This window comes from uncultured Serinicoccus sp., assembly GCF_947500995.1.
GTDB lineage: Bacteria > Actinomycetota > Actinomycetes > Actinomycetales > Dermatophilaceae > Ornithinicoccus.
This window is the reverse complement of the sequence record NZ_CANMUA010000002.1, coordinates 379,823-403,349: the sequence shown is the minus strand read 5'-3', so window position 1 is coordinate 403,349 and position 23,527 is coordinate 379,823. Positions and strand designations below refer to the sequence as shown.

Genomic DNA, 23,527 nt, shown 5'->3' with positions numbered 1-23,527 from the left:
CAACCTACCGACGGTGCTCCTCCCGGGCGGCCCGACCCGACCGGACGGGGAAGAAGACCGGGGTCCGCGCCTTCCAGGCCTCGTAGTCGTCGAGCCCGCCCCACCGCTCGTCGGCGCGTCGCTCCAGGGCGGGCACCCCGCTGCCGAGGCGCAGCAGCAGGTAGACGAGCACGGGGGAGAGGAGCGTGACGTGCTGCCAGCCGACGAGCGGCGCCGCCGCGACCAGGGCCACCCCGGTCCACACCAGGACCTCCCCGACGTAGTTCGGGTGGCGCGACCACGACCACAGACCGCCCCGGACGAACTCGCCCTCGTGGCGCGGGTCGGCCCGGAAGGCCGCCTTCTGGGCGTCCGCGAGGGCCTCGACGGCGAGGCCGACCACCCAGACCACGACCCCGGCACACGCCAGGACACCCAGCGGGGCACGGTCGCCGGAGGTGATCGCCGCCAGGGCCGCACCGGCCGTGGAGGTCACCCACAGCGCCTGCACCGTCCACGCCATGAGGAAGCCGGACCAGCTCTCCTTGAGCTCGTCGAAGCGGCCGTCCGTGCCGGCCCGGGTGATCCGACGGAACAGGAAGGTCCCCAGCCGCGCGGCCCACACCAGCACCATGCCGGCGAGCACCCAGGTGCGCGCGTCCCGCTCGGCGGTGAGGACCAGCGCGAGCACCGTCACCAGCCCGAAGGTGAGCGACCCGGTGAGGTCGAAGAAGCGCTCGGTCCGGCGCAGGAAGGACGGGACGTAGACCACCCAGTTGAGGGCGTAGGCCACCACGACGAGAGCCAGGACGAGGGGGAGCCCGCCCGGGAGCCGCTGCCCGCCGTCCGCGGCGGCGAGGGCGAGCAGCAGCCCCGCGACGGTGGCCAGTCCGGCCAGCGACACCTGTCTCACGGTGACCTCGGCCGGTGCCGGCGCGGGCCGCCTCGCGCGCCGGGCTGGTGGTCGGGCAACCCTCAGCCCTTGACGCCTCCGGCCAGCAGACCGCGCACGAAGTACCGCTGCAGCAGGAGGAAGACCGTCACCGGCACGACCATGGCCACGAACGCGCCCGCCGAGAGCAGGTGCCACGCCGTGCCCCGCGTGCCCGTGAGGTCGGCCAGCCGGACGGTGAGGGGCGCGACCTCCTGGGCGGAGCCGAAGACCAGACCGACCAGGAGGTCGTTCCAGACCCAGAGGAACTGGAAGATGCCGAAGGCCGCGATGGCCGGGACGAGGAGCGGCAGCAGCACCTGGAAGAAGATCTTGACGTGGCCGGCCCCGTCGACCCGTGCCGCCTCGATGAGGGACCGGGGGATGTCCATCATGAAGTTGTGCAGCAGGAAGATGGCCAGCGGCAGGGCGAAGATCGTGTGCGACAGCCAGATCGGCCAGAAGGACCCGACGATGCCCCAGTTGTTGTACTGCGTCAGCAGCGGGATCATGGTGATCTGGATCGGCACGATCTGCAGCGCGAAGACCGCCACGAACAGCATGTTGCGCCCGGGGAAGTCCAGCCAGGCGAAGGCGTACGCGGCCAGCAGGGCCAGCGTGATCGGGATGATCACGGCGGGCAGGGTGATGACGATCGTGTTGACGAAGACGTCGATGAAGTTCGTCGAGCCTCCGTAGAGGACGGCGTCGTAGTTGGCCCACGTGACGGCCGGGTCGCCGAAGAAGGTCCACCAGCCGGAGGTCCGGATGTCGATCTCGGGCCGGAACGAGGTCACGAACAGACCGAGGGTCGGGACCGACCAGAGGATCGCGATGACGATCGCGATGACGCTGGCCCACGGCGAGGACAGCCGCGTCTTGGCGTCCACCGCCCGCTGCTCGGCCTTGGTGAGCTTGCGCGGTCCGGTGCTCTTCGTCGGTGCCGGTCCGGGGACGTCCGGGACGGTGGTCGCCTGGCTCATCGCTGCTCCTCTGCAAGCTTCATCTGGCGGACGTTGTAGACGACGATCGGGATGACCATGACGAACAGCAGCACGGCCAGGGTGGCGCCGATCCCGCCCTCGCCCCGCACGAAGCTGCGGGTGTAGAACTCGTTGGCCACGATCGAGGTGTCGAAGTTGCCCCCGGTCATGGTGAAGACGATGTCGAAGACCTTCAGGGTGGCCATGGCGATGGTGGTGATGACCACGACCACGGCCGGTCGGATGGAGGGGACGGTGACCGAGCGGAACATCTGCCAGTTCGTCACCCCGTCCAGCTTGGCCGCCTCGATGATGTCGTCCGGGATGGCCTTGATGGACGCGGACAGGATCGTCATCGCGAAGCCGGACTGGATCCAGACCATGACCGCGATGAGGAAGAAGGTGTTCCAGGGCCAGGTCAGCAGGAACTGCTGGCTGTCGAAGCCGAGCCAGACGAGCAGCTGGTTGGCCAGGCCCGTCTGGGGGCGCTCGGTGGGCTTGAAGTCGTAGACGAACTTCCAGATGATGCTCGCCCCGACCATCGAGATGGCCATGGGGAGGAACACCAGCGTCTTGGCGAGCTTCTCGAAACGGGTCCGGTCCACGAGGACGGCGTAGACCAGGCCCACGGCGGTGGAGACCAGCGGGACGAGGACGACCCAGAGCACGGTGTTCAGCAGGACCAGGCGCAGGGCCGAGTTGCCGAAGACGTCACCGTAGTTGGCGAGGGCGACCCACTCCTGGCCGTTGTCGCTGCGGAACGAGTTGATGATGGTGCGGATGGCCGGGTAGACGAGGCCGAAGACGACCAGCACGGCGGCGGGCCCGAGGAAGGCCAGCACGGTGATCCACTGCGGCATCCTCGGCCGGTCGGTGAGGAACAGGACGATGGCCATGACTGCCACGAAGAGCAGGATGGCGATGCCCATGACGATGAACTTCTCGACCGGCGTGCCGGTGTTGAGCAGGAACTCCATGGCGTACGTACCTCCTGGTGGGGACCAGGACGGCGCGGGGGCGGGCGATGAGATCTGCCGCCCGCCCCCGTCACCGTCGACCGGTCAGTCCCAGCTGTTCTCGATCGAGTCGAGCACGGACTGGGTGTCCTCACCCGTGATCCAGTTGGTCATCCCGGTCCAGAAGCTCCCGGTGCCAACGGCGGCCGGCATGAGGTCGGATCCGTCGAACCGGAACGTCGTCGCCTCGTCGGTCAGCAGCTCGTAGGCCAGCTGGTCGATGGGGGACTTCAGGTTGGCCGGGTCGAGCCCGGAGTTCGCCGACACCCACCCGGGAGGGGAGACCTTCGCCTTGGCGTTGGACCACTCCGGGCTGGCGAGGTAGGCCTGCAGCGCCTGCACCTCGGGGCGGTCGGCGAACATCAGGGTGAACTCGCCACCGCCGAGCAGCGGCTGGGACTCGGTGTCGTTGCCCGGCAGGTAGAAGGCGAAGACGTCGCCGTCCTCGGCCACGTTCGTCCCCTCCGGCCAGTTGGCCTGGTAGAACGACGCCTGGCGGTGCAGGAAGCAGGACCCGTCGAGGATCGGCAGGCCCGCCTCGCCGAACGGCGTCGTGGCGATGGACTCGACACCGCCCAGCCCGCCGTTGACCATGTTCTCGTCCTTGAGGACCTGGCCGGCCATGTCCAGCGCCTCCGCGACCTGGGGGTCGTTGAAGGGGATCTCGTGCTCGACCCACTGGTCGTAGACGTCGGGGCCGGCGGTCCGCAGCATCATGTCCTCGAGCCAGTCCGTGGCGGGCCACCCCGTCGCGTTGCCGGACTCGATGCCGGCGCACCACGGCTTGGCGTCCGGGTGGTCGGAGGCGATCTGCTCGGACAGGGCCATGAGGTCGTCCCACGTCTCGGGCACCTCGTAGCCGTTCTCCTCGAAGGCGCCGGGCGAGTACCACACGAAGGACTTCGCGTTGGCGCCCAGCGGGGCGGCGTAGTAGGTGCCGTCGACGGTGCCGTAGCCCTTCCAGGACTTGTTGTAGTACTCGTCGACGTTCGCCTCGGCCTGCTCCCCGACCGGGAAGACCGAGTCGGGGAAGTCGGTGACGAGGCGCTCCACGAGGCCCGGCTGCGGGACGTAGGCCATGTCCGGGGCGTTCCCGGACTCCAGCCGCACCGGCAGCTGGGTCTCGAACTGCCGGGACCCCTCGTACTCCACCGTCACACCGGTGCAGTCCTCGAAGGGGATGAAGGCGTCGATGTGGGCCTGGTCCTCGGGGGAGACGATCGAGGTGTAGACACTCACGGAGGTGCCCTCCAGGTCGCCGTACTCCTCGTACGGCTCGCAGGCCACGTCCACCGAGGAGAGCGCCTCGTCGACGTCCTCCCCGCCGCCGGAACCGCCGCCGGAGCCGCACGCCGCCAGCGTCACGCCGGCCAGGCCGAGTGAGGTGGCCATCGCCAACCTCCGGGTCGTCTTACTGCGCATCGTCGCGCCGTCCTTTCTCACAGGGAACAGACCACGGCCCAGGGGCGACCCCGGCCCTGTGGTCATCCCAACATCCCCGGACCGGCCGATCAAGGCTCTGGCGTCACGTCTGCGTAACGATGCGGCGCGCGGAGGGGGGCCTGACCTTGACGGGCGCGTCAATCACGCGTGCGTCCTCCACTACCATCGAGGAGCACGGCACCCGCTCGACGAGGAGATGCACGGTGAAGAACGACCACGGCGCGGCGAGCGCCGCCGACGCGACCAGCGGGCCCCCGGCGCTCCGGAGCCCGGAGCACCCGGTCCGGATCGTCACCGCGGCGAGCCTCTTCGACGGCCACGACGCCTCGATCAACATCATGCGCCGGATCATGCAGAGCCAGGGCGCCGAGGTCGTCCACCTCGGGCACAACCGGTCGGTCGCCGAGGTGGTCGAGGCCGTCCTCGACGAGGACGCCAACGCGGTCGCGGTCTCCTCCTACCAGGGTGGGCACGTCGAGTACTTCGAGTACCTCGTCGAGCAGCTGCGCGAGGCCGGGGCCGGGCACGTCAAGGTCGTGGGCGGTGGCGGGGGCGTCATCGTCGCGGAGGAGATCACCCGGCTGCGGGAGGCCGGCGTGACGATCTTCTCCCCGGAGGACGGCCAGCGCCTCGGCCTGCCGGGGATGATCAACCAGGTCATCACCGACGCGGACTACGACATGTGGGAGGTCGGCCCGGCGGCGGTCGACGACGTGCTCGCCGGGAGCCGTACCGCCGTGGCCCGGGCCATCACCGGTGCCGAGCTGGGCGCCCTCCCGGCCGACGACCGGGAGCGGTATGCCGCCGCCGCCCGGGAGAGCAGCGCGCCCGTCCTCGGGATCACGGGCACCGGCGGCTCGGGCAAGAGCTCGCTGACCGACGAGCTGGTGCGGCGCTTCCGGATCGACCAGGGCGACCGGCTGCGGATCGGGATCATCGCCATCGACCCGACCCGCCGCAAGGGCGGCGGCGCGCTGCTGGGCGACCGCATCCGGATGGGCGCCATCGGCGGCCGCCAGGCGATGTTCCGGTCCATGGCCACGCGCGGGGAGTCCGAGGTGCCGGAGGCGCTGCCCGCCGCCATCGACGTGCTCAAGGCGGCCGGCTTCGACCTCGTCGTCGTGGAGACGCCCGGGATCGGCCAGGGGGACGCCGGCATCGTGCCGTTCGTCGACACCTCCCTCTACGTCATGACGCCGGAGTTCGGCGCCGCCAGCCAGCTGGAGAAGATCGACATGCTCGACTTCGCCGACGTCGTGGCCATCAACAAGTTCGAGCGGCGCGGGGCGATGGACGCGCTGCGCGACGTCGGCCGCCAGCTGGTGCGCAACCGGGAGGCCTTCGGCGCGCGGCCCGAGGACATGCCGGTCTTCGGGACCTCGGCGGCCACCTTCAACGACGACGGGGTCACCGCGCTGTACCAGGCGCTGCGGGACCGTCTGGCCGAGGACGGCCTGCCGGTGGGCGAGGGCGCGCTGCCGCCGGTCGACGTCCGGCACTCCTCGATGATCCGTCAGGTGGTCCCGCCCCGGCGGGTCCGCTACCTCGCGGACATCGCCGAGACCCTGCGCGGCTACCACGCCGACACCGAGCGCTACGCCCTCGCGGCCCGCCGGGTGGAGCGGCTCGAGCAGACCGCGGACGAGCTCGCGGCGGCCGGTGGCACCGGCGGCGACCACGGCCTGGACGAGCTCCTCGACGCCGCTCGCCGGGACGTCCCGACCGAGGTCCGGGAGATGGTCGAGGACTGGCCGGCCCGGGTCGAGGCATACTCCGGCGACGAGCAGGTGGTCACGGTCCGCGACCGGGAGATCCACACCCGGCTCACCAAGGAGTCGCTGAGCGGCAACCGCATACCCCGCGTGGCGCTGCCCCGCTACGACGAGGCGGGGGCGCTGGTCCGCTTCTGGCGCCGCGAGAACCTGCCCGGCCACTTCCCCTATACCGCCGGCGTCTTCGCCTTCAAGCGCGACAACGAGGACCCGGCCCGGATGTTCGCCGGCGAGGGCGACCCCTTCCGCACCAACCGGCGCTTCAAGCTGCTCTCCGAGGGGCAGCCCGCGACCCGGCTGTCGACCGCCTTCGACTCGGTCACGCTCTACGGCCACGACCCGGCGGAGCGTCCTGACATCTACGGCAAGGTCGGCACCTCGGGGGTGTCCATCGCGACGCTGGACGACATGAAGGCGCTCTACGACGGCTTCGACCTCGTCGACCCGACCACCTCGGTGTCCATGACGATCAACGGCCCGGCACCCACGGTCCTGGCGTTCTTCCTCAACACCGTCATCGACCAGCAGCTCGAGGCGTTCCGGGAGCGCGAGGGTCGCGAGCCCTCCGGCGCCGAGGCGGAGGAGCTGCGCGCGTATGCCCTCCAGAACGTCCGGGGGACCGTCCAGGCGGACATCCTCAAGGAGGACCAGGGGCAGAACACCTGCCTGTTCACCACCGAGTTCTCGCTGCGGATGATGGGCGACGTCCAGGAGTGGTTCATCGAGCAGGGGGTGCGCAACTTCTACTCGGTGTCGATCTCCGGCTACCACATCGCCGAGGCGGGGGCGAACCCCATCAGCCAGCTCGCCTTCACCCTCGCCAACGGGTTCACCTACGTCGAGTCCTACCTCGCCCGGGGGATGGACATCGACGCCTTCGCGCCCAACCTGTCCTTCTTCTTCTCCAACGGCATGGACATCGAGTACTCCGTCATCGGCCGCGTCGCCCGGCGCATCTGGGCGGTCGCCATGCGGGAGAGGTACGGCGCCAACGAGCGCAGCCAGAAGCTCAAGTACCACGTGCAGACGTCGGGTCGCTCGCTGCACGCGCAGGAGATGGACTTCAACGACATCCGGACCACGCTGCAGGCGCTCATCGCGATCTACGACAACGCCAACAGCCTGCACACCAACGCCTACGACGAGGCCGTCACCACCCCGAGCGGGGAGTCCGTGCGCCGGGCCCTGGCGATCCAGCTCATCATCAACAAGGAGTGGGGCCTGGCGATGAACGAGAACCCCAACCAGGGCTCGTTCGTCATCGACCACCTCACCGACCTCGTCGAGGAGGCCGTGCTCGCCGAGTTCGACCGGATCAGCGAGCGGGGCGGGGTGCTGGGCGCCATGGAGACGGGTTACCAGCGCGGCAAGATCCAGGACGAGTCGCTGCTCTACGAGCACCGCAAGCACGACGGCTCGCTGCCGATCATCGGCGTCAACACCTTCCGTCGGCCGGAGGCCGAGCGGGAGGAGGTCGAGGTGGAGCTGGCCCGGGCGACCGAGGCGGAGAAGCAGTCCCAGCTGGAGCGGGTGCAGGCCTACCAGGAGGCGCACGCCGAGGAGGCCCAGGAGGCGCTGGCGCGGCTCAAGGAGTCGGCCATGACCGGTGAGAACGTCTTCGCGGTGCTCATGGACGCCGCGCGGGTCTGCACCCTCGGTCAGATCACCGAGGCCTTCTTCGAGGTGGGCGGGGAGTACCGCCGCAACGTCTGAGTGGACTCCCGCCGGTTCCGTGGGCTGGCCGGGAGCAGCTGGCCGGCCAGCCGACCCACTTCTGTGCAGAAGGTGTTCCTCTGCGGTGACGCATCACCTCAGAGGAACACCTTCTGGGTATGAGTGGTGCTGGGTCCGCTCAGCGGCGACGGCCGCCGCCGCTGGAGGTCGAGAAGGCCACCACGGACCCGCCCGAGGAGCCGCCCTGGCGTCCGCCGCCCTGGCCACCGGAGCGCCCACCGCCGGAGCGTCCGCCGCCCTGACCGCCGGAGCGCCCACCGCCGGAGCGTCCGCCGCCCTGACCGCGACCGCCGCCGGAACGGCCCTGACCGCCGGAGCGTCCGCCGCCACCGTTGCCGCGACCGCCCTGGCCGCTGCCCCGGCCCTGGCCGCCGGATCGCCCGCCGCCACCGCTGCCACGGCCCTGGCCACCGCCCTGGCGACGGCCGCCCTGGCCGCCGGAGCCCTGGCCGCCCTGGGTCGGGACCTCGACGACCAACCCGCCGGGGGTCAGCACCCGCTCGCCGGGGGCCAGCTCGCGCAGGATCGGGTGGCTCGAGTGGGCCTTGGTGGTGGTGGCCTTGATCCCCGCCGCGCGGGTGAGGGAGCGCACGTCGCGTACCTGGTCGTCGGTCATGAGGGTGACCACCGTGCCGGCGTTGCCGGCCCGGGCGGTCCGCCCCGAGCGGTGGAGGTAGGCCTTGTGCTCGACCGGCGGGTCGGCGTGCACCACGAGGGCGACGTCGTCGACGTGGATCCCGCGGGCGGCGATGTCCGTCGCGACCAGCGTGCTGGCGCGCCCGGAGTGGAAGGCGTCGAGGTTGCGGGTGCGGGCGTTCTGGGCGAGGTTGCCGTGCAGCTCCACGGCCGGGACGCCGGCGCCGTTGAGCTGCTTGGCCAGCTTCTTGGCGCCGTGCTTCGTCCGGGTGAAGACCACCTTGCGGCCCGGCGCGGCACCGAGGTCGGTGAGCACCGCGAGGCGCTCGCCGGCGTCGATGTGCAGGACGTGGTGGTCCATGGCCTCGACCGGGGACTGCGCCGAGTCGGCGTGGTGGGTCACCGGGCTGCTGAGGTAGCGCTTGGCGATGACGTCGACCCCGGCGTCCAGGGTCGCGGAGAAGAGCATCTTCTGCCCCTGCCGCGGCGTGCGGTCCAGCAGCCGGCGGACGACCGGGAGGAAGCCCAGGTCGGCCATGTGGTCCGCCTCGTCCAGCACGGTCACCTCGACCCCGGAGAGGTCGGCATAGCCCTGTCCGATGAGGTCCTCGAGCCGGCCGGGGCAGGCGACGAGGACGTCGATGCCGGCCTGCAGCGCCCGCACCTGCGGATTCTGCCCGACACCGCCGAAGACGGTGAGGTGGGTCAGCCCGGCGGCGGCCGCCAGCGGCTCCAGCGAGGCGGCGATCTGACCGGCCAGCTCGCGGGTCGGGGCGAGGACGAGCGCGCGGGGGGTGCGGCCGCGGCGCCGGCCGGCGCCCGGGTCGGCCATGAGCCGCGTGACGAGGGGCAGCAGGAAGGCGTAGGTCTTGCCGGAGCCGGTGCGGCCCCGGCCCAGGACGTCCCGGCCGGCCATCGAGTCCGGCAGCGTGGCCGCCTGGATGGGGGTGGGGGTGGTGATGCCGCGCTCCGCGAGAAGGGCATCGAGGGTCGTGGGCACGCCGAGGTCGGCGAAGGAAGAGGTCACAGGGAGCTTTCGAGACGTGTGCGGAGTCCCACCCGGCGCCAGGCCCGGGGGCGGCGCGAACGTGGCAGCCGTCCGGCTGCGAGATCGGGCAGTCCGGGGCGAGACGGTCCGGGCTGCTGTGACCAGTCTACCGCAGACGGGGCTGCCCACCCGCCATCATGGACCGATGAGCACGGAGGAGACCCTGCGGCACACCCGGGACGGGCTGACCCACGAGGCGCTGGTCGGCGGACCGCCCGACGGGCCGGTGGTCCTGCTGCTGCACGGCTTCCCGCAGGACGGCACGGCCTGGGACCGGGTGTCCCCGGCGCTGCAGGAGGCCGGGCTGCGCACCCTGGCCCCGCACCAGCGGGGGTATGCCGAGGGCGCGCGCCCGCGGCGCGTCGCGGCATACCGGCTGGAGCGGCTCGTCGAGGACGCGCTCGGTCTGCTGGACCACGTCGGGGTGGACCGGGCGCACGTCGTCGGGCACGACTGGGGCGGCGCCGTCGCGTGGGCGCTGGCCGCGTGGCACCCGGAGCGGGTGGCCACGCTCACCGTCGCCTCCACGCCCCACCCCCGGGCGCTCGCGTGGGCGGTCCGGCACGCCGACCAGGCCCGCCGCAGCTGGTACATCGCCGGCTTCCAGGTCCCGGTGCTGCCCGAGCTCGTCATGGCGCGGGCCCTGCGCCGCGGTGCCCTGGTGCGCACCGGCCTCCCGGCACCCGACGCGCGCCGCTACGCCGCGCGGCTGGGCACCCGGGCAGCCCTGCGCGGTCCGGTGGGCTGGTACCGCGCGGCCGCCCGGCCCGGCGGCCGGCCGGTCGGCCGGGTCGAGGTGCCGACCACCCTGGTGTGGGGGGCCCGGGACCCGTTCCTGGGCCGGGCCGCCGCCGAGCGCACCGCCCGCGCCGTGTCCGGCCCCTACCGGTTCGTCGAGCTGGACGCCGGCCACTGGCTGCCCGAGCGACGGCCCGCCGAGCTGGCCCACGAGGTCCTGCTGCGGTGCGGGGCGGCGCCGGACGCGGTGGAGGGAGCCGGCTGAGGACGGGGCGTGCTCGTCCACGGGCGGCCGGACCGGGGCTCCGCCCGCCTGTGGACGAGCCCGCCGGCCTGTCGGCCCCCGGCCCTAGGCTCGGTCCATGTCGCCGAACCTCTCCGCAGCCGGGTGGGTGCTGCGCGTCGGCGACACCGACCTGCGGGCCGAGGTCGGCGAGCTGACCCTGGCCCGCGGCCGGGGGTATGCCGACGCCGGTCACGTCCGCACCCTCGTCACCGGTCCCGACGGGGGCGCCCTGGTCGGCACCGTGGTGGGCTCCGGTGGGCGGGTCTACCAGACCGTGGTGCGGGTGCACGACCGCGACATCGTCGTCTGGAGCGGGCAGTGCAGCTGCCCCGTGGTCCAGGACTGCAAGCACGCCGTGGCCGTCCTGCTGACCGCCCGGGCACGGCTGCGCTCGGACCCACCCGCGGCACCGGGGTGGGAGGCCGCGCTGGCCCCGCTGGTCCGCCCGGCGCCGGACACCGGCGCGACCCGCCACCGGCTCGGCCTGCAGGTGTCGCTCACCCGGGGGCCCGGTGGCCGGGAGGAGTCCGCCCGGGTGACCCTGGCACCGGTGCGGCCCGGCCGCAGCAAGCCGTGGGTGGGGCAGGGCGTGAGCTGGGACGACCTGACCAACCGCTGGTCCCCGACCGAGGTGGACCCGGAGCACCGGGCGCTGCTGGGCCAGCTGGCCGCGTTGGGCAAGAGCTCGGGGTTCGGCTACTTCTACGCCTCCGCCAAGGAGCTGCCGCTGGGGGCGATCGGCGCCGTCGCGTGGCCGGTGCTGAGGCAGGTCCAGGAGGCGGGGATCCCTCTCGTGGCCGGGCAGGGGGTCGCCGGGGTCGAGCTGGGGGAGGGGTCCGCGGCGATCGGTCTGGACCTCGTCCGCGGCGACGACGGCGCCCTCACCCTCGCCCCCGAGGTCGCGGTCGACGGCGCACCGCCGACGGGGGGCAGGCGCTTCCTCGTGGGTCGCCCTGCCCACGGGCTGGGCTGGGTCGACACCGACGACCGGCTCACCCTGTGGCCCCTGCGGGCGGCGGTCCCCGAGCCGCTCGCCGGCCTGCTCGAGGGCGGCACCTCGCTCGAGGTCCCCGCCGACCAGGTGGGGCGCTTCCTCGCCCGCTACTACCCCGCCCTCGCGCGCCAGGTCGGGCTCACCTCCAGCGACGGCAGCGTCGTCACCCCCGCCGACCGCCCGCCGCGGCTCCGGCTCGAGGTCACCCCCGAGCCCGGCCACGTCCTGCACCTGCGGTGGACCTTCGGGTATGCCGTCCCGACCGTCGAGGGGGAGCCGGACACCGTCGTGGTCGGCCTGGACGGGGGGCCCGAGGACCTCGCCCGGGACGAGGAGGCCGAGCGGGCCGCGGTGGCGGCGGTGACGCCCCTCCTGGAGGCGTCCCCGGCGGTGTTCGCGAACGGCCCGGCCGGGTCGGTCCGGTTGCGCCCGCGGTCGGTCCTCACCGAGCTGGCGACCGCGCGCTTCGCGGGCGAGGTGCTGCCCGCGCTGCAGCGGCACGAGGGCCTCGACGTGCTGGTGCACGGTGAGCTGGCCACCTACGAGGAGGCCGCGGAGGACCCGGTGGTGCACCTCACCACCAGCGAGGCGGGAGAGGGCGACTGGTTCGACCTGCACGTGAGCGTCACCGTCGACGGTCAGGAGGTCCCGTTCGAGCAGCTCTTCGCCGCGCTGGCGGCCGGGCAGGACGTCCTGCTGCTCGACTCCGGTCTGTGGCTGCGCCTGGACCAGCCCGAGCTGCGCACCCTGCGCCGCCTCATCGAGGAGGCGCGGGAGCTGGTGGAGGACGAGGAGGACGACGCCGCCCTCCTGCGGCTGACGCCCTACCAGGCCGGGCTGTGGGAGGAGCTGGTCGACCTGGGGGTGGTCCAGGAGCAGGGCGGCCGGTGGACCGAGCGGGTCGACGCCCTGCTCGCGATCGGCGACGGCGACCGCGGCCACGTCGTGCCGCCGCCGGACCTGCGGGCCACCCTGCGCCCCTACCAGCTCGAGGGGTACCGCTGGTTGTGCGCCCTCTGGGACGCCGGTCTCGGCGGCATCCTCGCCGACGACATGGGGCTCGGCAAGACGCTGCAGGCGCTGGCCATGGTGGTCCGGGCCGAGCACCGCGCGGACCTGGCGGAGGGGCCGGTGCTGGTCGTCGCCCCCACGAGCGTGGTGACCGCCTGGGCCGAGCAGGCCGAGCGCTTCGCCCCCCACCTGCGCACCGTCACGATCTCGGCAACCCGCAGGCGTCGCGGCACGGACCTCGCGGGCGCCGTCGGGGCCTCGGACCTCGTCATCACCTCCTACACCCTGCTGCGGCTGGAGGCCGAGGACTACCGCGCGCTGCCGTGGAGCGCCGCGGTGCTGGACGAGGCCCAGGTGGTCAAGAACCGTCGCTCGGCGACCTACCAGGCGGTGCGGCGCCTGGGGGCGTCCCGCACCTTCGCGATGACGGGCACCCCGCTGGAGAACACCCTCATGGACCTGTGGTCGATGACGTCGCTGGCCGCCCCCGGGCTCTTCCCGCGGCCGGAGTCCTTCACGGAGCGCTACCGCACCCCGATCGAGTCCGGCTCCGCGCCCGAGGATCTGGCCCGGCTGCGACGACGCATCCGTCCCTTCATGCTGCGCCGCACCAAGGCCCAGGTGGCCGCCGACCTCCCCGACAAGATCGAGCAGACGCTCGCCGTCGACCTGCACCCCGCGCACCGCCGCGTCTACGACCAGCACCTGCAGCGGGAGCGTCAGCGTGTGCTGGGGCTGCTGGCCGACCTGGACAAGAACCGCGTCAAGATCCTGCGGGCCCTGACGATGTTGCGCCAGCTGTCCCTCGACCCCGCGCTGCTGGACGAGGCGCACGCCGGGCTGGCGACCTCGGCCAAGGTGACCGCGGTGGTCGAGCGGCTCACCGCGCTCGCGGCCGAGGGGCACCGGGCCCTGGTCTTCTCCAGCTTCACGAGCTACCTCGCGCTCGTGCGGGACGCCCTGGACGCGGCCGGCATCGGCTACGTCTACCTCGACGGTCGCACCCGGGACCGCTCGGCGCGCATCACCGCCTTCCGGGAGGGTGAGCAGCCGGCCTTCCTCATCAGCCTCAAGGCCGGAGGTGTCGGGCTGACGCTGACGGAGGCGGACTACGTCTTCGTGCTCGACCCGTGGTGGAACCCCGCCGCGGAGGCGCAGGCCGTCGACCGGACCCACCGCATCGGCCAGCACCGGACGGTCCACGTCTACCGGCTGGTGTCGACCGGCACCATCGAAGAGAAGGTCGTGGCCCTGCAGGAGCGCAAGCGGCGGCTGTTCACCAGCGTCGTGGACGCGGGCGAGTTCGGGTCCGGCGTGGTCACCGCCGAGGACATCCGTGGGCTGCTGGACGGGTGACCAGGTGGCGAGACGAGACGATGAGACATGAGTGACGTGTGGGACCTGGTGCACCAGGAGCGCGAGTCCCTGGTCGCCGACCTGGAGACCGTGGAGACGTCACGCTGGGACGAGCCCTCCCTGTGCCCGGGGTGGAGCGTCCACGACGTCGTCGCCCACCTCGTCGACAACGCCCGGACGAGCACGCCCAGGCTGCTCCTGGCGATGGCGCGCGCCGGGTTCGACTTCGACCGGCAGAACGCCCAGGGAGTGGCGCGCGAACGCGGTTCGAGCCCGGGGGAGACCCTGGAGCGGCTGCGCGCGGTGGCAGGACGCACCTCATCGCCACCGGCGCCTCGCGCCAGCCGGCTGGTCGAGGAGGTGGTGCACGGCGAGGACGTGCGGAGCCCGCTGGGGATCGGGCATGCCTACGCCCAGGAGGCCGTGGTGCTCGCGCTGCGTGACCAGCTGCGCACCCCGGTCGGGTTCGGCGGCGGCAAGGACCGTGTCGAGGGCCTGTCCCTGCGCGCGACCGACGCCGGGATCGTCGTGGGCGAGGGACCCGTGGTCGAGGGGCGGGCGCTGCCCTTGCTCATGGCGGTCTCGGGGCGCCGGGTCTTCCTCGGCGACCTCCATGGCGCCGGTGTGGACACGATGGTCTCGCGTGCCTGAGGCAGCGGGGGGTGGGCGCGAGCGGCGGGGCGGCGGGACCGAGCGCCCGGAGCAGGGGTCGCGCGCGCAGCAGCTGCACCCCGCCGCGCTGGACCACCTCGTCTACGCGGTCCCCGACCTCGACGCCGCGGTCGAGGAGCTGCGGCAGCGCACGGGGGTGGCGGCGGCACCGGGTGGCGCCCACGTCGGCCGGGGCACACGCAACGCCCTCGTGGCGCTGCGGCACTCCGGCAGCACCGCGGCATACCTCGAGCTGCTCGCCCCGGACCCGGAGCAGCCGGACGTCCCTCCGGAGCGCACCATGCTCGGTGTCGGCCGGCTGGGCGCGGGGCACTCACCGGTGGGGTATGCCTGGGCCGTCCGTCCCGCCGACCTGGACGATGCGGTGGCCCGGGCCGCCGCGGCCGGTATCGACATCGGCACACCGGTCGGGGCCGCCCGCCGGACCCCGGCCGGCACCGACCTGGTCTGGCGGCTGGCGGTGCCCTCGCCGCTGGGCCTCGGCGGCGTCCAGCCGTTCCTCATCGACTGGGGTGGGTCGGCCCACCCCGTCGACGACGACCTCCCGCTGCTCGGGCTGACGGGGCTGCGGGCCGAGCACCCCGACCCGGTGCGGGCGCGGCAGGTGCTTGCGCTGCTGGGTGCGCAGCTGGCGGTCTCCCGCGGGCCGGTGCCCGCCCTGCACGCCCGGCTGACCGGTCCGGCCGGCAGCCTCACGTTCTAGAGGTGCCTCAGTCGCTGATGCCGGTGCGCTCGACGCCCTGGACGATCCACCGCTGCAGGAGCAGGAACATCAGCAGCAGCGGCAGGATGGCTACCAGCGCGGCCATGAACAGCAGGCTGACCTGGGAGGTCTGGGCGGTGAGGTAGGTCGACAGCGCCACCTGCACCGTCCACGACTCGGGGGTGCGCCCGATGACCAGCGGCCACAGGAAGGCGTTCCAGGAGCCGATGAAGGTGATCGTGCCGATCGCGGCGGCGAAGCCCCCGGAGTTGGGCACGACCACCCGCCAGAAGATGCCCCACCAGGAGAGCCCGTCCAGCGCGGCCGCCTCCTCGATCTCCCGGGGGAAGGAGAGGAAGAACTGGCGGAAGAGGAAGGTCGCCAGCGCCTGGAAGAGCCCCGGCACGATGAGCCCGCGCAGCGTGGAGATCCACCCGAGGGAGGAGACGAGCACGAAGCTCGGCACGAAGGTCACCGCGGCAGGGATGAGCAGGGTCACCGTGATGAGCCAGAAGACGACGTTCGACCAGCGGTAGGGGATCCGGGCGAGCCCGTAGCCGGCCATCCCGGAGAGCACCAGCACCCCGACGGTCTGGCTGACGGCGATGAGGGTGCTGTTGAGTAGGGCACGGCCCAGCGGGACGGTGCGGTTGTCGAAGACGGCCGCGAGGTTGCCCCACTCCCACGTGGGCGGGAGCCAGTGCCAGGTGGCCGAGGTGAGGTCGGCCTCGCTGCTGAACGCGCCGCGGAGCAGCAGGTAGAAGGGCACGAGGAAGAGCAGGGTGCCCACCAGCAGCAGGCCGCGGCGCAGCACGGCGTGGCGGCGACGTTCGTGCAGCATCTCAGTCCCTCCCGCCGAGGCGCAGGAGCCGGGTCTGGGCCAGCGCGACGACCGCGATGAGGACGGTGAGGATCACCGCACCCGCGCTGCCGTCGCCGAAGTTCTGCCCGCTTCCGAGCGCGGTGTAGTAGAGGTACACCAGCGGTGGGCGGGCGTAGGGCGGGTAGCCGCTGAAGCCGGCCAGGATGTTGTAGAACTCGTCGAAGGCCTGGAAGGCGTTGATGAGCAGCAGGAGGAGCACCGCCGTGGAGGCGGGCAGCAGCTGGGGCCAGGTGATGTGCCGGAAGACCTGCCACCCCTCGGCGCCGTCGATCGCCGCGGCCTCGTAGAGGGTCACCGGGACCCGTTGCAGGGCGGCGAGGAAGAGGATCATGTAGAAGCCGACCTGCAACCAGAGCCGGGCGGACACGATGACGAGCCAGTACCACGGCGGGTCGGTGATCGAAAGCCACGGGATGGGGCTGACCCCGGCCAGCCCGAGCAGGGCGTTGGCCGCCCCGGAGCTCATGCCGGAGAAGATCGACATCTTCCAGACGAGCGCCGCCACCACGTAGGAGCAGGCGACCGGGAGGAAGAAGACCGAGCGGAAGAACGCCTGCATCACCCGCGTCCGCGCCACGAGCAGGGCGGTGAGCAGCGACAGGGCGAAGGTGGTGGGCACGATGAACGCGGCGAAGACGACGAAGGTCAGCAGCGAGTCCCTGAACGCCTGGTCGGTGAGCATGTCGCGGTAGTTCGCCAGCCCCACGAACTCGGTGGGGGTGACGGTGTTGTAGGCCTCGAAGAAGGAGAGGTAGACGCTCCACCCGATGGGGACGTAGATGAAGAGGACCAGGCCGGCGAAGAACGGGCCGACGAAGACCCAGAACCACAGGCTCGCATCGCGGTTCGTGCGACCGCGAAGCCGCGTCAGCATCAGCCGGTGACCCGCTCCAGCTCGGCCTCGACGATGGGCACGAGGGCGTCCAGCTCGGCCTGCGGGTCCGCGCCGTCGCGCACGATGCGGTTCATCATGTCGCTCCAGGCGGTCGCGCTCTGGGGGGTCCACAGCAGCGGGGTCTGCGCGTGCCCGTGGTCGGTGACGTAGCCGGCGGCGTCCGCGGCCGGGCCGGAGGAGAGCACGTCGGCCTCCGGCACGAGGCTGGTGCGCGAGGGCAGGTGGAAGCCGTAGGCGGTGGCGAAGTCCAGCTGCTTGTCGGTCTGCTCGATCCACAGCCACCGCACGAAGTCCTGGGCGGCCTGCACGTCGCTCGCGCGGGTCGAGACGCAGGACCCGTAGGCACCGACGGGGACCGAGGGGGAGCCACCCTCCATCGCGGGCCAGGGGATGACGCCGAAGTCGTCACCCAGGGCCTCGGCGATCATCGGGAAGGTCCACAGCCCGGTCCACTGCATCGCCGCGCGCCCGGAGGTGAGGGCGTCGGGGTCGAACCAGTCCTTGGCCTGCCCCAGCAGCACGGTCTCGTCGGTCCAGAGCGTCCGCAGCACGGCGAGGGCCTCCGGGGCCCCGGCGCTGTCGAAGCCGACCCGCTCGCCGTCGAGGTAGTCCAGGCCCGCCGCCCACAGCATCGGCCCACCGAGCAGCCCGGCGCCGCCGTCGTTGCCGAGGAACAGACCCTTGACGTCGTCACGGGTGAGCTCCCGGGCCGCCTCCACCAGCTCGGAGATCTGCTGCGGCGGCTCGATGCCGGCCTGCTCGAGCAGGCTGCGGCGGTAGACGAGCACCTGCGTGTCGACGACCTGGGGGACGGCCCAGACCTTGCCGTCGTAGGTCATCCGCTCGACCAGGGAGGGGGTGAAGTCGTCGAGGGTGTCGCCGAAGAGGTCGGTGAGGTCGGCCACCTGGTCACCGCGGATCATGTCGATCGTCGGGCCGTTGCCGTACTCGAAGACGTCGGGACCGGAGTCGGTGAGCAGCGAGGCCGCGGTGGACTGGTCGTAGTCACCCGGCTTCCACGAGACGGTGACGTCGGCGGGCCCGTAGTCCGCGGCATACCGCTCGACGGCCTCCTGCGTGCCCGCCTCGCCGTACTGGTGGTACCACTGCGCGATCTGGGGCCGGCCCGCGGCGCTGGACCCGGCACCGTCCGGGCTGGTGGACCCGCCCCGGCCGGTGTTGTCGCCGCACGCCGCGAGCGAGGCGCCGAGCGCGCCGACGCCGCCCAGGGCGAGCACCCTCCGGCGGGAGAGGGACGGCAGCGGTCGGTGCGGGCGGGCCATGGTGGTCCTCCTTGGGCGCGTGGTGTGACAACCTGGGGTGGGGTGCAGCATATGCGGGCCCCGGGGACGGGGCGCGGGAGAGCGTCCACATCACGATTCGGCAACATCGGGAGCGGCGGGCAACCTCCCGGGTGCACCGCCGCGTCTACTGGCCAGGAAGCAGACGAAGGGGACACACATGCGCAGGCAGAGGTATGCGTCGTGGGCCGGGCGGCTCCGGACCGCACCGCTGCCCCGGCGGGCTCTGGTGCAGGGTGGCGCGGGGCTGATGGCGGGGGCCGTGGTCGGTGGCCTGGAGGACTCCGGCGACGTCTTCGCCCTCCCTCCCGAGCCCGAGCCCGAGCCCGAGCCCGAGCCCGAGCCCGAGCCGGAACCCGAGCCGGAACCGGAGCCCGAGCCCGTCGAGCCGCCGCCCCCGCCCGTCCTGGAGCGAGGCAGCGGCGGCGAGGCCGTCTGGGTGCTGCAGGAGCAGCTGGGCGCGGCCGGCTACTGGTGCGGCGCGCCGGACGGCGGCTTCGGCCACCTCACCCAGCAGGCCGTGTGGGCGCTGCAGAAGGCGCACGGCCTGTGGCGCGACGGGGTCGTGGGCCCCAGCACCCGCGCGGCGCTGGCCACCGGCTACCGACCGGCGCCGGCCTACGGCGGCGACCACGTCGAGGTCCACCTGGCCTCGCAGCTCCTGCTCGTCGTCCGTGGCGGCAGCACGCTCATGACCCTCAACACCTCGACCGGTAACGGTGAGCCCTACGAGTTCGAGGACCGCGAGTACGACGCGCAGACCCCGACCGGCGACTTCACCGTGTGGCTCACCCACAGCGAGGGCTGGCAGGACGGCGAGCTGGGCAAGATGTACCGCCCGATGTACTACCACGGCAACTACGCGGTGCACGGCTCGCAGTCCATCCCGCCGGTCCCGGCCTCGCACGGCTGCGCCCGGATCTCGGTGGACGCCATGGAGATGTTCTGGTCGCAGGGACTGCTGGGCCCGGGCGACCGGGTCGTCGTGCTCTGACGGACGACCCGGTGCCACCCGGCCGCGAGGGTCCGGCTCAGTTCCCGGCGCGCCGCTTGTTGTAGACGTCGAAGGCGACCGCGAGCAGCAGCACCAGGCCCTTGACGAGCTGCTGGGTCGACTGCTCGGCGCCCATGAGCTGCATGCCGTTGGACATCACCGCCATGATGAGGCCGCCGATCATGGCCCCGGTGACCCGGCCGACACCGCCGGTCACCGCGGCCCCACCGATGAAGCAGGCGGCGATCGCGTCCAGCTCGAACATGTTGCCCGCTCCGGGCTGGGCGCCGTTCATCCGCGAGGAGAACACCACGCCGGCGATGCCCGAGAGCAGCCCCATGTTGACGAAGATGAGGAAGTTGACCTTCTTGACCTTGACGCCGGAGAGCCGGGCGGCGGTGAGGTTGCCGCCGATGGCGTAGACGTTGCGGCCGAAGACGGTCTTCTGCGTGACCATGCCGTAGACGAGGATGAGCACCGCCAGCAGGATGAGCACGTTGGGCAGACCGCGGCTCTGGGCCAGCTGGTAGCCGAACCACATGACGACCGCCCCGACCGCGACGATCTTCAGCACGAACAGCGGCAGCGCGCCGACCTCCTGCTCGTAGGAGACCGCGGCGCGGCGCTGGCGCCAGGCGTTGACGGCATACCCCAGCACCGCGATCGCGAAGATCACCAGGGTGAAGACGTCCACGACGTAGCCGCCGAGGATGCCGTTCTGGAAGCCGTTGGCGATCTGGTAGTAGGTGCCGCCGAAGGGGGAGCGCGAGACGTTGTCGAGGACCTGGAAGGTCAGCCCGCGGAAGATGAGCATCCCGGCGAGGGTGACGATGAAGGCGGGGATCCCGATGTAGGCCACCCAGAACCCCTGCCAGCACCCGGCCAGGACGCCCACCGCCAGGGCCGCGAGGACCCCGACCCACCAGGGCATCCCCTGGCGGATCGAGACCACGGCCGCGGTCGCCCCGGTCAGGGCCACGAGCGAGCCGACGGACAGGTCGATGTGCCCGCCGATGATGACGATGATCATCCCGATCGCCAGGATGAGGATGTAGGAGTACTGCAGGACGATGTTGGTCAGGTTGCCCGGGGTGAGGAAGGTGGGCTGGAGGACCGAGAAGAACGCGACGATCACGACCAGCGCCAGGAGGATGCCGCTCTGGCGGATGTTGCTGGTGAGCAGTTCCCTGAGGTTGAGCGTCCCGGTCATCGGGCGGCACCTTCCTTGTCCATGGTCATGAGTGACATGAGGCGTTCCTGGGTCGCCTCGGCGACGGGCAGCTCACCGGTGATCCGGCCGAAGGCCAGGGTGTAGATGCGGTCGCTGATGCCGAGCAGCTCGGGCAGCTCGGAGGAGATGACGACGACCGCCTTGCCGGCCGCGACCATCCGGTTGAGATCGTGGAGATCTCGTACTTCGCCCCGACGTCGATGCCGCGCGTGGGCTCGTCGAGGATGAGCACGTCGGGATCGGTGAACAGCCACTTGGCGAGCACGACCTTCTGCTGGTTGCCGCCGGACAGCTTGCCCACGCTGTTGAGCACGCTGGGCGTGCGGGTGTTGAGGTCGCGCCGGTAGTCCTGAGCGACCTTGAGCTCCTCCAGGCCGTTCACCCAGCCGAGCCGGGACAGCTTGTCCAGTCCGGCGGCGGAGGTGTTGTGCCGCACGTCGTCGATGAGGTTGAGCCCGTAGGCCTTGCGGTCCTCCGTCGCGTAGGCGATGCCGTGACCGATGGCGCGCGAGACGGTCGAGACGTCCACCTCCTGGCCCTGCTTGAGGACCCGGCCGGAGATCCCGCGGCCGTAGCTGCGCCCGAAGATGCTCATCATCAGTTCGGTGCGTCCGGCGCCCATGAGGCCGGCGATCCCGACGACCTCCCCGGCCCGGACCGAGAAGCTCGCGTCCTCGATGACCACCCGGTCGGCCTGGGTGGGGTGGTGGACCCGCCAGCTCTCCACCCGGAGCATCTCCTCGCCCACGTGCGGCTCCCGCTCGGGGTAGCGGTGCTCCATGTCGCGGCCGACCATCCCGCGGATGATCCGGTCCTGGGTGGCTCCCGGCTCGCTCATGTCGAGGGTCTCGATCGTGCGACCGTCCCGGATGATCGTCGTCCGGTCGGCGATGTCGGCGATCTCGCCCAGCTTGTGCGAGATCATGATGCAGGTCACCCCCTGGTCCCGGAGCTGGCGCAGGAGCCCGAGCAGGTGCTCGGAGTCGTTGTCGTTGAGGGCCGCCGTGGGCTCGTCGAGGATGAGCAGTCGCACGTCCTTGGACAGCGCCTTGGCGATCTCCACCAGCTGCTGCTTGCCGACGCCGACGTGCCCGATCTTGGTCACCGGCAGCTCGTGCAGGCCGACCCGGTGCATGAGCTCGGTGGCGTCCCGGTTGGTCCGGTGCCAGTCGATGAGGCCGCCGCGGCCGCGCCGCTCGTTGCCCAGGTACATGTTCTCGGCGATCGACAGGTGCGGCACGAGGGCCAGCTCCTGGTGGATGATGACGACGCCCTTCTCCTCGCTGTCGTTGATCGAGGAGAAGCGGACGGGGTCACCGTCCAGGAGGATGTCGCCCTCGTAGGTGCCGTGCGGGTAGACCCCGGACAGCACCTTCATCAGGGTCGACTTGCCGGCGCCGTTCTCGCCGCAGATGGCGTGGATCTCGCCGCGCCGGACCTCAGGGTCACGTCCTCCAGCGCCTTCACGCCGGGGAACGTCTTGGTGATCCCACGCATCTCCAGGATGGTGTCGCTCATGGAGCTCCTCACGGAGGGGCCATCCGCACGGGGACGGGTGGCGGGAGGTGGTCCGCCCCTGACCCGCCGTCGTCGCGACGGGTCAGGAGCGGTCGGGCAGGGGGGTCACTCGGCGACGCCGGAGTCGACCTCCTCCTGGGTCCAGTACTCGGAGTCGATGAGCAGCTCGGTGATGTTGTCCTGGTAGACGATGTCGGACTCCAGCAGGAACGAGGGGACGGACAGGGTGCCGAAGTCGACGCCGACGACGTAGGTTTTGTTACCGCTCACAAGCGAGGAGGTTACCGCTAACATCTGATTTGTCCAAGCCCCCTCGTCGCGGTTGCGACGAACGGTGCAGGATGGTCGCCGAGCGGACGGAGAGGTGATGGACGGGCGAGGTCGACGCACGACCATGTATGACGTGGCGGCCGCCGCCGGCGTGTCCCACCAGACGGTGTCGCGGGTCGTCAACGGCAGCCCGCAGGTGCGTCCGGAGACCGTGGAGCGGGTGCGCAGCGCCATGACGCGGCTGGGCTACCGGCCCAGCGGCACCGCCCGCAACCTCGCGGTGCGCCGCACCCGCTCGCTGGGGGTGGTGAGCTTCATGGGGCCGCTCTTCGGGCCGATGTCCATGCTGCTGAGCATCGAGGCGGCAGCCCGACGGAGCGGTTACGCGGCCCAGATCGTGTCGGCGCACGGGCTGGACGCCGGCCAGGTCGACGCCGTCCTCGAGGAGGTGCTGGGCCGGGACGTGGAGGGGGTGGCCGTCATCGCGCCCACCGACGGGCAGGCGCGGATGGTGGACGGGCTGCGCGCCCAGCTGCCCGTCGTGGCCGTCGAGGGCCGGCTCGGCGACGACGTGCCGTTCGTCGCGAGCGACAACGAGGCCGGCGGCCGCCTCGTGGCCGAGCACCTGCTCGACTGCGGGCACCGCACCGTCGCCCACGTCAGCGGTCCGACGGACTGGGGGGAGGCCCGTCAGCGCACCGCCGGGTGGGCGGACCGGCTGGTCGCGGCCGGGGTGCAGCCAGGGCCGGTCTGGGTCGGCGACTGGAGCCCCGAGGCCGGCTACCGGGCCGGTCTGGAGCTGCTCGAGCATCCTCGCTGGGAGGAGGTCGGCGCGGTGTTCGCCGCGAACGACTCGATGGCGCTCGGGCTCATGGCGGCGCTGCACCGCTCGGGTGTCGAGGTGCCCGCCCGGGTGAGTGTCATCGGCTACGACAACACGCCCGAGAGCGGGTGGCTGCAACCGGCGCTGAGCACGGTCGAGCAGCAGTTCGACGCCGTCGGCGCCGCCGCGGTGGAGCGTCTGGTGTCGCTGCTGGAGGGAGGAGACGGTGCGGCGGAGCTGCTCATCCCGCCCCGCCTCGTCTCCCGGTCGAGCGTGTCCTGGCACCGGAGGCGCTGACTAGACTTCCCCG

At 72.1% G+C, this 23,527-nt stretch carries 17 protein-coding genes and 1 pseudogene; 7 read left to right on the top strand and 11 right to left on the bottom strand.

Annotated features, from left to right (window positions below; genetic code table 11):
- Positions 1–4: 4 nt before the first annotated feature.
- From Q0967_RS04825 to Q0967_RS04810, 4 genes are all read right to left on the bottom strand, one after another.
- Positions 5–883 carry a DUF1295 domain-containing protein gene (locus tag Q0967_RS04825; protein WP_298746126.1) on the bottom strand — a complete coding sequence of 293 codons (879 nt, stop codon included), beginning with the start codon at positions 881–883 and terminating at the stop codon, positions 5–7.
- Positions 884–954: 71 nt separating this feature from the next.
- Positions 955–1,893: a carbohydrate ABC transporter permease gene (locus Q0967_RS04820; protein ID WP_298746128.1), complete on the bottom strand. Its 939-nt coding sequence runs from the start codon at positions 1,891–1,893 to the stop codon at positions 955–957.
- Positions 1,890–2,870 carry a carbohydrate ABC transporter permease gene (locus Q0967_RS04815; RefSeq protein ID WP_298746130.1) on the bottom strand — a complete coding sequence of 327 codons (981 nt, stop codon included), beginning with the start codon at positions 2,868–2,870 and terminating at the stop codon, positions 1,890–1,892. Before Q0967_RS04815 ends, Q0967_RS04820 begins: the two co-directional genes overlap by 4 nt.
- Before the next feature lie 84 nt (positions 2,871–2,954).
- Complete coding sequence (locus tag Q0967_RS04810) at positions 2,955–4,301, bottom strand: ABC transporter substrate-binding protein (protein WP_298746132.1); 1,347 nt, start codon at positions 4,299–4,301, stop codon at positions 2,955–2,957.
- A 338-nt stretch (positions 4,302–4,639) separates the two neighbouring features.
- Here Q0967_RS04810 and icmF point away from each other — a divergent pair, with 338 nt between their 5' ends.
- On the top strand, positions 4,640–7,837 hold the full coding sequence (gene icmF, locus Q0967_RS04805) for a fused isobutyryl-CoA mutase/GTPase IcmF (protein ID WP_298747108.1): 3,198 nt from the start codon (positions 4,640–4,642) through the stop codon (positions 7,835–7,837).
- A 139-nt stretch (positions 7,838–7,976) separates the two neighbouring features.
- Here the strand turns inward: icmF and Q0967_RS04800 are convergent, their stop codons facing one another.
- The gene (locus tag Q0967_RS04800; RefSeq protein ID WP_298746134.1) at positions 7,977–9,521 is read right to left on the bottom strand and encodes a DEAD/DEAH box helicase; all 1,545 of its coding nucleotides are present in this window, start codon (positions 9,519–9,521) and stop codon (positions 7,977–7,979) included.
- A 166-nt stretch (positions 9,522–9,687) separates the two neighbouring features.
- Between Q0967_RS04800 and Q0967_RS04795 the strand changes: the two genes are divergently transcribed.
- From Q0967_RS04795 to Q0967_RS04780, 4 genes are all read left to right on the top strand, one after another.
- Positions 9,688–10,545 (top strand): alpha/beta fold hydrolase, encoded by an 858-nt coding sequence (locus Q0967_RS04795; protein ID WP_298746136.1) that lies wholly within the window; start codon positions 9,688–9,690, stop codon positions 10,543–10,545.
- A gap of 97 nt (positions 10,546–10,642) precedes the next feature.
- Positions 10,643–13,927: a DEAD/DEAH box helicase gene (locus tag Q0967_RS04790; protein ID WP_298746138.1), complete on the top strand. Its 3,285-nt coding sequence runs from the start codon at positions 10,643–10,645 to the stop codon at positions 13,925–13,927.
- Positions 13,928–13,954: 27 nt separating this feature from the next.
- Positions 13,955–14,578: a maleylpyruvate isomerase family mycothiol-dependent enzyme gene (locus Q0967_RS04785; RefSeq protein WP_298746139.1), complete on the top strand. Its 624-nt coding sequence runs from the start codon at positions 13,955–13,957 to the stop codon at positions 14,576–14,578.
- Positions 14,571–15,302 carry a VOC family protein gene (locus Q0967_RS04780; protein WP_298746141.1) on the top strand — a complete coding sequence of 244 codons (732 nt, stop codon included), beginning with the start codon at positions 14,571–14,573 and terminating at the stop codon, positions 15,300–15,302. Before Q0967_RS04785 ends, Q0967_RS04780 begins: the two co-directional genes overlap by 8 nt.
- 7 nt (positions 15,303–15,309) lie before the next feature.
- On the opposite strand, the gene Q0967_RS04775 is transcribed toward Q0967_RS04780, so the two are convergent.
- The 3 genes from Q0967_RS04775 to Q0967_RS04765 are packed head-to-tail and all read right to left on the bottom strand — an operon-like array spanning position 15,310 to position 18,363.
- Complete coding sequence (locus tag Q0967_RS04775; protein ID WP_298746143.1) at positions 15,310–16,143, bottom strand: carbohydrate ABC transporter permease; 834 nt, start codon at positions 16,141–16,143, stop codon at positions 15,310–15,312.
- Position 16,144: 1 nt separating this feature from the next.
- Positions 16,145–17,059 carry a carbohydrate ABC transporter permease gene (locus tag Q0967_RS04770; RefSeq protein ID WP_298746145.1) on the bottom strand — a complete coding sequence of 305 codons (915 nt, stop codon included), beginning with the start codon at positions 17,057–17,059 and terminating at the stop codon, positions 16,145–16,147.
- Positions 17,059–18,363, bottom strand: coding sequence for an ABC transporter substrate-binding protein (locus Q0967_RS04765; protein WP_298746147.1), 1,305 nt, complete (start codon positions 18,361–18,363; stop codon positions 17,059–17,061). The genes Q0967_RS04770 and Q0967_RS04765 overlap by 1 nt, the downstream gene beginning before the upstream one ends.
- A gap of 178 nt (positions 18,364–18,541) precedes the next feature.
- On the opposite strand from Q0967_RS04765, the gene Q0967_RS04760 reads away from it, so the two are divergent.
- Positions 18,542–19,375, top strand: coding sequence for a L,D-transpeptidase family protein (locus Q0967_RS04760; protein ID WP_298746149.1), 834 nt, complete (start codon positions 18,542–18,544; stop codon positions 19,373–19,375).
- Between the two features lie 37 nt (positions 19,376–19,412).
- On the opposite strand, the gene mmsB is transcribed toward Q0967_RS04760, so the two are convergent.
- The 3 genes and pseudogenes from mmsB to Q0967_RS04745 form a co-directional block, all read right to left on the bottom strand.
- The gene (gene mmsB / locus Q0967_RS04755) at positions 19,413–20,585 is read right to left on the bottom strand and encodes a multiple monosaccharide ABC transporter permease (RefSeq protein ID WP_298746151.1); all 1,173 of its coding nucleotides are present in this window, start codon (positions 20,583–20,585) and stop codon (positions 19,413–19,415) included.
- A pseudogene (gene mmsA, locus Q0967_RS04750) lies at positions 20,582–22,124 on the bottom strand (multiple monosaccharide ABC transporter ATP-binding protein). Before mmsA ends, mmsB begins: the two are co-directional and overlap by 4 nt.
- Before the next feature lie 105 nt (positions 22,125–22,229).
- Complete coding sequence (locus Q0967_RS04745; protein ID WP_298747126.1) at positions 22,230–22,394, bottom strand: hypothetical protein; 165 nt, start codon at positions 22,392–22,394, stop codon at positions 22,230–22,232.
- A gap of 133 nt (positions 22,395–22,527) precedes the next feature.
- Here Q0967_RS04745 and Q0967_RS04740 point away from each other — a divergent pair, with 133 nt between their 5' ends.
- Positions 22,528–23,514: a LacI family DNA-binding transcriptional regulator gene (locus Q0967_RS04740; RefSeq protein ID WP_299449287.1), complete on the top strand. Its 987-nt coding sequence runs from the start codon at positions 22,528–22,530 to the stop codon at positions 23,512–23,514.
- Positions 23,515–23,527 lie beyond the last annotated feature (13 nt).

What these genes read in the sequence shown, in the direction of transcription:
- Q0967_RS04775 (WP_298746143.1), bottom strand. Translation starts at nt 16,143, where the DNA reads ATGCTGCACGAACGTCGCCGCCACGCCGTGCTGCGCCGCGGCCTGCTG.
- Q0967_RS04820 (WP_298746128.1), bottom strand. Translation starts at nt 1,893, where the DNA reads ATGAGCCAGGCGACCACCGTCCCGGACGTCCCCGGACCGGCACCGACG.
- Q0967_RS04765 (WP_298746147.1), bottom strand. Translation starts at nt 18,363, where the DNA reads ATGGCCCGCCCGCACCGACCGCTGCCGTCCCTCTCCCGCCGGAGGGTG.
- Q0967_RS04770 (WP_298746145.1), bottom strand. Translation starts at nt 17,059, where the DNA reads ATGCTGACGCGGCTTCGCGGTCGCACGAACCGCGATGCGAGCCTGTGG.
- Q0967_RS04795 (WP_298746136.1), top strand. Translation starts at nt 9,688, where the DNA reads ATGAGCACGGAGGAGACCCTGCGGCACACCCGGGACGGGCTGACCCAC.
- Q0967_RS04810 (WP_298746132.1), bottom strand. Translation starts at nt 4,301, where the DNA reads ATGGCCACCTCACTCGGCCTGGCCGGCGTGACGCTGGCGGCGTGCGGC.
- Q0967_RS04815 (WP_298746130.1), bottom strand. Translation starts at nt 2,870, where the DNA reads ATGGAGTTCCTGCTCAACACCGGCACGCCGGTCGAGAAGTTCATCGTC.
- mmsB (WP_298746151.1), bottom strand. Translation starts at nt 20,585, where the DNA reads ATGACCGGGACGCTCAACCTCAGGGAACTGCTCACCAGCAACATCCGC.
- Q0967_RS04760 (WP_298746149.1), top strand. Translation starts at nt 18,542, where the DNA reads ATGCGCAGGCAGAGGTATGCGTCGTGGGCCGGGCGGCTCCGGACCGCA.
- Q0967_RS04790 (WP_298746138.1), top strand. Translation starts at nt 10,643, where the DNA reads ATGTCGCCGAACCTCTCCGCAGCCGGGTGGGTGCTGCGCGTCGGCGAC.
- Q0967_RS04785 (WP_298746139.1), top strand. Translation starts at nt 13,955, where the DNA reads ATGAGTGACGTGTGGGACCTGGTGCACCAGGAGCGCGAGTCCCTGGTC.